The organism is Halorubrum sp. AD140 (genome assembly GCF_034497445.1).
Taxonomy (GTDB): Archaea; Halobacteriota; Halobacteria; order Halobacteriales; family Haloferacaceae; genus Halorubrum.
The window spans coordinates 1-8,673 of record NZ_JAXRUU010000091.1 but is presented as its reverse complement, the minus strand read 5'-3'; the positions used below and the strand labels follow the sequence as shown (position 1 = coordinate 8,673).

At 72.6% G+C, this 8,673-nt stretch carries 8 protein-coding genes and 1 pseudogene; 4 read left to right on the top strand and 5 right to left on the bottom strand.

The genetic code is table 11. The features are described 5' to 3' along the window. The 3 genes and pseudogenes from U4E84_RS15580 to U4E84_RS15570 form a co-directional block, all read right to left on the bottom strand. Positions 1-135, bottom strand: a pseudogene (locus U4E84_RS15580) (hydrogenase expression protein); the annotation flags it as partial. Then, positions 132-1,460 carry an alanine--tRNA ligase-related protein gene (locus U4E84_RS15575; RefSeq protein WP_322533038.1) on the bottom strand — a complete coding sequence of 443 codons (1,329 nt, stop codon included), beginning with the start codon at positions 1,458-1,460 and terminating at the stop codon, positions 132-134. The gene U4E84_RS15575 and the pseudogene U4E84_RS15580, both read right to left, overlap by 4 nt. A 47-nt stretch (positions 1,461-1,507) precedes the next feature. Next, positions 1,508-2,446, bottom strand: a complete 939-nt coding sequence (locus tag U4E84_RS15570) for an isoaspartyl peptidase/L-asparaginase (RefSeq protein ID WP_322533037.1) — start codon at positions 2,444-2,446, stop codon at positions 1,508-1,510. Between the two features lie 123 nt (positions 2,447-2,569). Between U4E84_RS15570 and U4E84_RS15565 the strand changes: the two genes are divergently transcribed. From U4E84_RS15565 to icd, 3 genes are all read left to right on the top strand, one after another. Continuing rightward, positions 2,570-4,126 (top strand): HTTM domain-containing protein, encoded by a 1,557-nt coding sequence (locus U4E84_RS15565; protein ID WP_322533036.1) that lies wholly within the window; start codon positions 2,570-2,572, stop codon positions 4,124-4,126. A 22-nt stretch (positions 4,127-4,148) separates the two neighbouring features. Next, on the top strand, positions 4,149-5,132 hold the full coding sequence (locus U4E84_RS15560; RefSeq protein WP_322533035.1) for a glycosyltransferase: 984 nt from the start codon (positions 4,149-4,151) through the stop codon (positions 5,130-5,132). A 102-nt stretch (positions 5,133-5,234) separates the two neighbouring features. Further along, positions 5,235-6,497 carry an isocitrate dehydrogenase (NADP(+)) gene (gene icd, locus U4E84_RS15555; RefSeq protein ID WP_322533034.1) on the top strand — a complete coding sequence of 421 codons (1,263 nt, stop codon included), beginning with the start codon at positions 5,235-5,237 and terminating at the stop codon, positions 6,495-6,497. Positions 6,498-6,674: 177 nt separating this feature from the next. Here icd and U4E84_RS15550 read toward each other — a convergent pair whose 3' ends face one another. Together U4E84_RS15550 and U4E84_RS15545 are read right to left on the bottom strand one after the other, a co-directional pair. Next, positions 6,675-7,112, bottom strand: coding sequence for a DUF5809 family protein (locus U4E84_RS15550; RefSeq protein ID WP_322533033.1), 438 nt, complete (start codon positions 7,110-7,112; stop codon positions 6,675-6,677). A 36-nt stretch (positions 7,113-7,148) separates the two neighbouring features. After that, positions 7,149-7,640, bottom strand: coding sequence for a DUF5810 domain-containing protein (locus U4E84_RS15545; RefSeq protein WP_322533032.1), 492 nt, complete (start codon positions 7,638-7,640; stop codon positions 7,149-7,151). A 632-nt stretch (positions 7,641-8,272) separates the two neighbouring features. Here U4E84_RS15545 and U4E84_RS15540 point away from each other — a divergent pair. After that, positions 8,273-8,673 (top strand): GTP-binding protein (locus U4E84_RS15540; protein WP_322533031.1); only part of this gene is annotated, 401 nt, incomplete at its 3' end.

Sequence of the window (8,673 nt, the reverse complement as noted above, 5' to 3'; positions counted from 1 at the left end):
GGTCCCGGCCGCGCCGCCGAGGTCGATCGCGGCCGCGTCCTCGCCGTAAGCGGGCCCTTGCGTCACCGCCGAATCGGCCGCGCCGGTCGCCGCGAGCGCCGTCGCGAGCGCGTCGGGGCCGAGCTTTCCGGTCATCGCTCGCGGAGCCACGCCGCGGTGGCCTCGGGGTCGGCGTCGAGCCCGCCGCCCTGCGCGAACGTCGGCCCGCCGCCGCCGCCGCCGCCGAACTCGTCGGTGGCCGCGTCGACGACCGCCCCGGCGTCGGGGGCCTCACCGTTCGCGCCGGCGGCCTCGTCCGCGACCGCCACGACGACGAACGGCGCGCCGCCCGCGCCGACCGCTGCGACCGCGTCGGGGGCGTCTCCCGTCGCGTCCCCGCCTGCGAGGAGGGCCTCCGCCGGCTCCCGCAGGTCGTTCGGGTCGGCGCCGTCGACGGTGCCGATAGCCCACGTCCAGCCGTCGACCTCCGCGAGCGGAAACTCGCCGATACGGGCGGTCAGCAGGTCGGCGCGGGCGTCTCGGAGCTCTCCCTCTAACCGGTCGACCTCGCCCTTGAGGCGGTCGACCGCGTCCGGGAGGTCGGCGATCCGCGCGTCGAGGCTCGTCGCGGCGTCGAGCGCGGCCGCGTGGACGGCCGCGCCGTGGTCGATCGCGGTCGGCCCGACCGCGAACTCGACGCGGGTCACCCCCTCGCCGGGGTTCGACCGATCCAGCACCGAGATCGGTCCGATTTCGCTCGTGTTCCGGACGTGGGTGCCGCCGCAGGCGGCGACGTCCCAGGTCGGCGCGCCGTCGCCGTCTCCCGATCGCGCCGCGTCGCGCTTGCGGTTCGCGTCGTCTCGGTCCGACTCGCCGCTCCCGCCGGCCCCGCCGACCGTCACGACGCGGACCGATTCGCCCCCGCTCATCGCGCCCTCCTCGGTCTTCGTGTTGAACGCGATCCCGTCGAGCGCGCGGGCCTCGGCCTCCGGATGCGTCTCCCAGGAGACGGGCAGCGAGTCCCACACCGCCCGGTTGGCGAGCCGCTCCAGCTCGACGAGGTCGCCGTCGTCTAGGGGTTCCGCGGTCGTCAGGTCGACGCGGACCTTCTCCGCGGAGATGTCGAAGCCGGCGTAGCCGAGCCTCTCGCAGGTCCGCCGCGCGGCGCCGTAGAGGACGTGCGAGGCGGTGTGTGCCCGGGTGCAGTACGTCCGAAACGCGTCGTCGACGATCGCCGAAACCGTCTCGCCGACCGAGAGCGACCCGGACGGCTCCTCGCCGAGCACGTGGACCACCTCCCCGTCGCGGTCGGTCACGTCGTCGACGAGGACGCCGCCGATCGTCCCCCGGTCGGCCGGCTGGCCGCCGGATTCGGCGTAAAAGAACGTCTCGTCGAGGACGACCTCGCGGCCGTCGACCGACTCCACCGTCGCCTCGAACTCCCGGACCTCGGGCTCCGCCGGCGCGCGTGACGCGGTCATGGACGGCCCGTGGTCCCGGTCGGATAAATAGGTGGCCGGCTCGTCGGTCACTCCCGAGCGACGCTCGTCTGCATCCCCTCCGTGTTGAACGCGCTGCCGGCCCCGTCGTCGTCGAGGACGATGACTCCGGCGCCGGACCCGGTGACCGACTCGAACTCCGCCATCGCCCGGTCGGCCGCGGCCTGCGCGTCGAGCCCCGCGTCGAGGGCGTCCACGGCCCGCCGCGAGAGGGTGACGCGCGCGATGTCTTCGCCGGCTCCCGTCGCGCTCGCGCCCCCCGCCTCGGTGCAGAAGAAGCCGGAGCCGACCTGCGGCACGTCGCCGACCCGCCCCGCGAGCGCGAACGACCGGCCGCCCGTGGAGGTCGCCGCCGCGAACGCCTCGCCGTCGGTCGCCACCGCGCCGACCGTGTCGTGGTCCGGGGCGCGGCCAGCGCCCTCGTCGCTCTCTTCGCTCTCGGCGTCCCCGCCGGCCCGATCGTCGCCCGACCCGAACCGAGTCGCGAGCCAGTCGAGGTGTTCGCGGGGGCCGCCCCGCGGCGGGTCCTCGCGCTCGTACCGCGCTCGTGTCTCGGCGGTGAGCAGGTCGACGCCCGTCTCGACCCCGAAGTCGTCGGCGAGCGCGACGGCGTGGTCACCGGACACGAGCACGTGCGGCGTCTCGGAGTGGACGACGCGGGCGACGCTCGCGGCGCGCTCGACGCCCGGCATCGAGCACGCGGCGCCGACCGCCCGGTCCGACGTCATCACGCCCGCGTCGGTCCGGACGACCCCGTCGGACTGGACCGCGCCCCCGACGCCCGCGTTGAACCGTGGGCTCGATTCGAGGACCGCGAGCGCCGCCTCGACCGCGTCGAGGGGGTCGCCGGCGTCGACGCCGCGGGCGGCCGCCTCGTCGAGGACGGCCTGTCTGGGTTCGGGCTCGTCGGGGACGCCGCCGGCGCCGCCGTGGACGACGACGCGCGTTCGAGAGGCTCGCTGTGACATACGCGAACGTGCCGCGGCGCCCGGATAAGCGTCCGGGAAGCGGCGGGAGGGGACCCGAGTCGACGTGGTGACCGCTCCGCCGCCGCAAGACCTATCCCCGCCGCTCGGGGACTCGCCACCACCGTGGACGAACGCCGCGGACCCGCGACCGACGCCCCCGACGACCCGGCGTCCCGCGCCGGCGGGAAGTCGAACGGCCGGCCCCCGTTCCGCCGTCGTCTCCGCGCCGCGCTTCGCACCCGACTCGGGGTTGACCTGCGCGCGCTCGCGGCGTTTCGAGTCGCGCTCGGCGTCGTCCTCCTCCTCGACCTCGCGCTGCGGGCGCGGAACCTGGGAGCGTTTTACACCGACGCGGGAGCGCTCCCGCGGTCGGTCCTCGCCGAGGGGTACCCCGTCGCCGCGCGCCTCTCGCTGCACGCGCTCTCCGGCGAGGCGTGGGCCGTCGCGCCCCTGTTCCTCGCCGCCGCGGTCGCCGCCGTCGCGCTCGCGGTCGGCCACCGGACGCGACTCGCGACGGCCGCGTCGCTGGTCCTGCTCGCGTCACTGCAGGCGCGGAACCCGTACGTGCTCAACGCGGGCGACACGCTCCTCTGGCAGCTGCTCGGCGCGGGGCTGTTCTGTCCGCTCGGCGCGCGCTGGTCGGTAGACGCCGCGCGCCGCCGGGCGCGGTCCGCGGGGGCCGAAGGGGCGCCCCGCGAGGGAGGACGAGGCCGGTTCGTCGGTCCGGTCTCGGCGCTCCTGCTGGCGGTCGCCGTCGCGGTGTACGTCTCGAACGCGGTCGAGAAGCTCCGCGGCACGGCGTGGACCGGCGGCGAGGCGGTCGGTCAGGTGTTCCGGCTCACGCACCTCCACGGTCCGCTCGGGGACGCCGTTCCCGAGGCGCCGGCGCTGCTCGCGGCCGCCACGTACGGCTGGCTCGCGCTGCTCGTGGCGTCGCCGCTGCTCGTCGCGGCCGCCGGACGGCTCCGGGCGGCGCTCGCCGCGACGCTGCTCGCCGCGCACCTCTCCATGGCGCTCACGCTCCAGATCGGCGTCTTCCCCCTCGTCTCCGCGACCGCCCTGCTCCCGTTCTTCCCGCCGTTCGTCTGGGACCGCGTCGAGGGGGTCACCGGGCCGGCGGGCGACCGCCTCCGACGGTTCGCGGCGGCGCGCCTCGACGACCACGCGCGAAACGGGGGCTCGCCCGACCGGGGGACCCGCGGGCGCGTCGTCGCCGCAGTCGCCGCGATCCTCCTAGTTTCGCTGCTCGCGTGGAACGCCGCGGCGCTCGGCGTCGTGGACCCGCCTGAGCCCGCCGCGGCGGCGGCTCCGACCGAGAGCGACTGGAACATGTTCGCGCCGAACCCGTCGTCGACCGAGACGCTCGTACTCGCGACGGCGACGACCGCGGACGGCGACCGGACCGACGCGCTGTACGGCGACCCCGTCGCGACCGACCGCCCCCCGTCGGACGCGCGGGCGTACCCCACCGCCCGATGGCGGAAGGCCCTCACCCTGCTGGCGGCCGACGGGGACCCGTCTCGCGTCGACGCGCTCCTCGCGCACCTCTGTGACCGCGCGGCGGGATTCGCGGACGACGAGGTCGAGTCGGTGACCGTCTCGTCGGTCGAGATCGACGTGACCGAGGACGGCGAGACCCGGGTCAGCGAGCTCGGAACCCGGGAGTGTCGGTCCGGGTGAGCCGGCTGGCGACTCGACACTTATGCGTCCGCCGCTCGAATCGGTCGACGTGACCGACTCGAGACGGAGCCATCCGCCGACGTCCGTTCTCCTCCCGACGGTCCGCTGGACCGACGCCTGCGAGGAGGTCGCCTCCCAGCTCGGCGAGGATGACGAGCTGTTGGTGGTCTGCGACACCGAGGACGATCCGGTGGCCGCGCGTCGGAGTGGGAGCGCCGGCGGGAAGGCCGCCGAGCTCCCGGACGGGGTCAGCGTCGTCCTCGCGGGCGAACCCGAGGGCTGCTCCGGGAAGGCGAACGCGATCGCCGCCGGGACCGAGGCGGCCAGCCACGACCGGATCGTCTGGACCGACGACGACTTCCACCACCCGCCGACGTGGCTCGCGGAGCTCAACACGGACTACGAGCGCCGGGGGCCGACCACGGAGGTCCCCGTGTTCGTCGGCCGGGACCCGCTCGGACGGCTGTTCGAGCCGGCGTACGTCATCGGGGGGACGCTCGCCGTCTCTCGGGGCGGGCTCGCGTGGGGCGGCGCGGTCGTCTTCGAGCGCGACGACCTCGACGAGGCCGCCTTCCTCGCCGACCTCCGCCGCACCGTCAGCGACGACGGAACGCTCTCGGAACACCTCGACGTGACCGCCGCCGACCGGACCCGAACCGTCGCCGCGGGCGGGTCGCTGCGGGCGTCGCTGGAGCGCTTCGTCCGGTTCTTCCAGATCACTCGCCACCACGCGCCGCTGGCGACCGCGTTCAACGTCGTTCTCTCGGTGTGCCTCGCGGCGCTGTGTCTGCTCGCGCCGGTCGCGGGGGCGACGCTCGTCACGGCGCTGTCGGCCGCGACGTACCGGGCGTTCGGGATCCGGCGGGCGACGTTCCTGCTCGCCGCCCCGTCGGTGATCGCCTCGCCAGTTTTTCTCGCGTACGCGCTCGCGAGGCGGACGTTCGTCTGGGGCGGCCGGCGATACCGCTGGCGGTCGCTGTTCGAGGTGGAGGTCGAGCCGGTCTGAGCCGCGGACGAGACGGCGCTAGAACCGGCAAGCCCTGCGAACGCGGCGCTCACGCCGAAAGCGGCAGGCACTTTAAGCCACCGCCAGAATCCACGAACGTTCATGAGCTACGACAAGGTCGACGTCCCCGACGACGGCGAGGCGATCACGCTCGCCGACGAGGAGACCGGCGAGCTGAACGTCCCGTCGAACCCCATCATCCCGATCATCTACGGCGACGGGATCGGCACCGACGTCGGGCCGGCGGCACAGCAGGTGCTCGACGCGGCCGCGGAGGCCACAGGCCGCTCCATCGCGTGGATGCGCGTCTACGCGGGTGCCAGCGCCCGCGAGATGTACGACGAGAACCTCCCCGAGGACACCGTCTCGGCCATCCGCGACCACCGCGTCGCGATCAAGGGGCCGCTCACGACTCCCGTCGGCGCCGGCTTCCGCTCGCTGAACGTCGCGCTCCGCAAGACGCTCGACCTGTACGCGAACGTCCGCCCCACCTACTACATCGAGGGCGTCCCCTCGCCCGTCAAGAGCCCGGAGGAGATGGACATGGTCACCTTCCGTGAGAACACGGAAGACGTCTACGCCGGCATCGAGTGGGAGGCCGGCACCGACGAGGTCGAGGAGGTACGCGACTTCCTCGAGGAGGACATGGAGGTCGACGACGTCATCCACGACGGGCCGGTCGGCATCGGCGTCAAGCCCATCTCCGAGTTCGGCTCGAAGCGCCTCATCCGCGAGGCGGTCGACTACGCGCTCGCGAACGACCGCGACTCGGTGACGCTCGTCCACAAGGGGAACATCATGAAGTTCACCGAGGGCGCGTTCCGCGACTGGGGCTACGAGGTCGCCGAGGAGGAGTACGGCGACGACGTCATCACCGAGGACCAGCTCTGGGAGGAGCACGACGGCGAGCGGCCCGAGGGCACCCTCGTCGTCAAGGACCGCATCGCGGACAACATGCTCCAGCAGCTGTTGACCCGCACCGGCGACTACTCCGTCGTCGCGACGATGAACCTCAACGGCGACTACATGTCCGACGCCGCCGGCGCGCAGATCGGCGGCCTCGGCATCGCGCCCGGCATCAATCGCGGCCACGGTCGCTGCCTCGCCGAGCCCGTCCACGGCTCCGCGCCCAAGTACGCCGGCGAGGACAAGGTGAACCCCACCGCGATGATCCTCTCCGGCCGCGAGATGCTCGACTACCTCGGCTGGTCCGACGCCGCCGACCTCGTGCGCGACGCCGTCGAGGAGACGATCTCCTCCGGGAAGGTCACCTACGACCTCCACCGCCAGATCGAGGGCGGCGAGAAGCTCGCCACGAGCGAGTTCGCCGACGCCGTCGTTGAGAACATCAAGAAGCTGTCGTAGACAGCTTCTCTGGCCTCCGACTGGCGCCGGAGACATCGAAGAACTGTCTACGACAGTTTTTCGTGCGCCCGGAAATCTCCGATTTCCGGGAACATCGAAGCGCTCGCGTACGCGCCGCTCCCCGTCTCGTTTTTTCATCCCACTCCGCTCCGACGCCGAGCCGCGACGCCGAGAGCGTTACCGACCGGACTCGTAGAACTCCTCGCGGTACACGCGGCCGAACGCGTTCCGGCGGAGCGTGCTGGCGGCCGCGTCGGGCTCGTCCTGGAACGTCGCCGCGACCACGGTGTCCGCGAAGGGGATCGGGTGCCAGACGAGGTTGTCGACGTTGTCGGACCCGATCCGGACGACGTCCTCGTCGTCGAACTCGCTGTCGGCGAGCCACGCGTCGAACTCGCTCTCGTCGCCGACGTGAACCGCGAGCAGCTCGGCGAAGGTGGCGTCGCGGGCCGTCCGGACCACCTCCGGCGTGACCCGCTCGTCGTACTCGTCGGCGTCGAACCTCATTGCCTTCGTCGCCTCGCGGACGACCACCTGCGCGACGGGGCCGACCTCCTCGTAGGCTTCGAGCGCGTCGGCGCGGGTCTCGGGGGCGAACGTCCCTCTGGTGTGCATACCCGGCGTTCGGCGTCGACTGAAAAGGGCGTTCCGCTACGCGGTCGGGTCGGAGTCGGCGTCGGCGTCGCTGTCGTCGCTGCCTTCCGAATCGCCGGTATCGTCCTCCTCGAACATCTCCCGGGTCAGTTCGCGGGCCTCGCGCAGCGCGGCCTCCGTCTCCGGGTTGGTCGCGCCGGACTCGTCGACAGCGCCGGTCGCGCCGGGGGCGCCGCGACCGGTCCGGTGCCCGTGGGCGTGCCCCTCGTGCCCGTGTCCGTGGCCCGCGTGGTCGTGGTCCTCGAGGTCGACGTTCGGTCGCCCGCGGTCGACCGTGTCCTCGAACACCTCGCGGTACTCGGCGTCGTCGGCGTGGGGCGTCACCGCGGCGGCGAGCCCCGCGGGGTCGCGGTCGCTCCAGTCGGGGACGCGCTCGTCGAGCCACGCCTCGTGGTCGTCGCCGTGGAGCATCGCCGTGAACGCGAGGTGGTGTGCGAGGTGCTCGCCGTCGCGCTGGGGGATCTCACAGACGGGGCACGCGTATCCCATTATATACTCAGGTACGGTCGTGAGGCGTAAATCGGCGTCGAACGTTGCTCGCTCGCGATCGGTGGCTCGTCTCGAAGTCGTTGTTGATGACGGCACGGTGAACGCCTGCAAATCCCCAGCCGCTCGGCTAGACGTAATCGCCGACTCCGCGGTGAACGCCTGCAAAGCCCCAGTCGCGAGGACTCGCGCGACTCGCTGCGCTCCTCGTCACTCGCTCCGCTCGTTCCTGCGGTGCTTGCGTCGTCGAGCGTCGTCCTTCCGAGAGACTCCGTCTCTCGTCTTCCCGCTCGCGCTGCTCGCGGGAATCACGACTGCCCCTTTGAGTCCCATCCCAGCACAGCGACCGCACCTCACGCCTCCCCAGCCTCGGCGGACGGCCCGGCGCGGGCGGAGCCGCGCCGGGCCGCCGACCTCCCTCGCGCGTGCGACTTCGCGGCCACAGGCCGCTCGTCGGCACGCGCCACCGCATCGCACGTCATTTATAAGTGATCGTCGCCGTCGCGCTCGGGTATCCGCATCGCGTCGTCGCTCTCGGACGCACCACCTGACGACGCTGTCGCCACTATAACAGCAACTTTATCACTCGCACGGGGCGAAATTCGGGTAAGACTACTCCGTTAGGAGGTCCAACAGTGACTGAAGCCAACACACAACCGGAGGTGAACATCGGTCTCGTCGGTCACGTCGACCACGGGAAGACGACGCTCGTGCAGGCGTTGTCCGGCTCGTGGACCGACCAGCACAGCGAGGAAATGAAACGCGGCATCTCGATCCGGCTGGGGTACGCGGACGCGACGTTCCGGCGCTGTCCCGGCGTCGACGCGCCCGAGTGTTACACCGTCGACGAGGAGTGTCCGGACGGCTCCGAGAGCGAGCCGATCCGGACGGTCTCGTTCGTCGACGCGCCCGGTCACGAGACGCTGATGGCGACGATGCTCTCGGGCGCCTCGATCATGGACGGGGCCGTGCTGGTCGTGAGCGCGACCGAGGACGTCCCGCAGGCCCAGACGGAGGAGCACCTGATGGCGCTCGA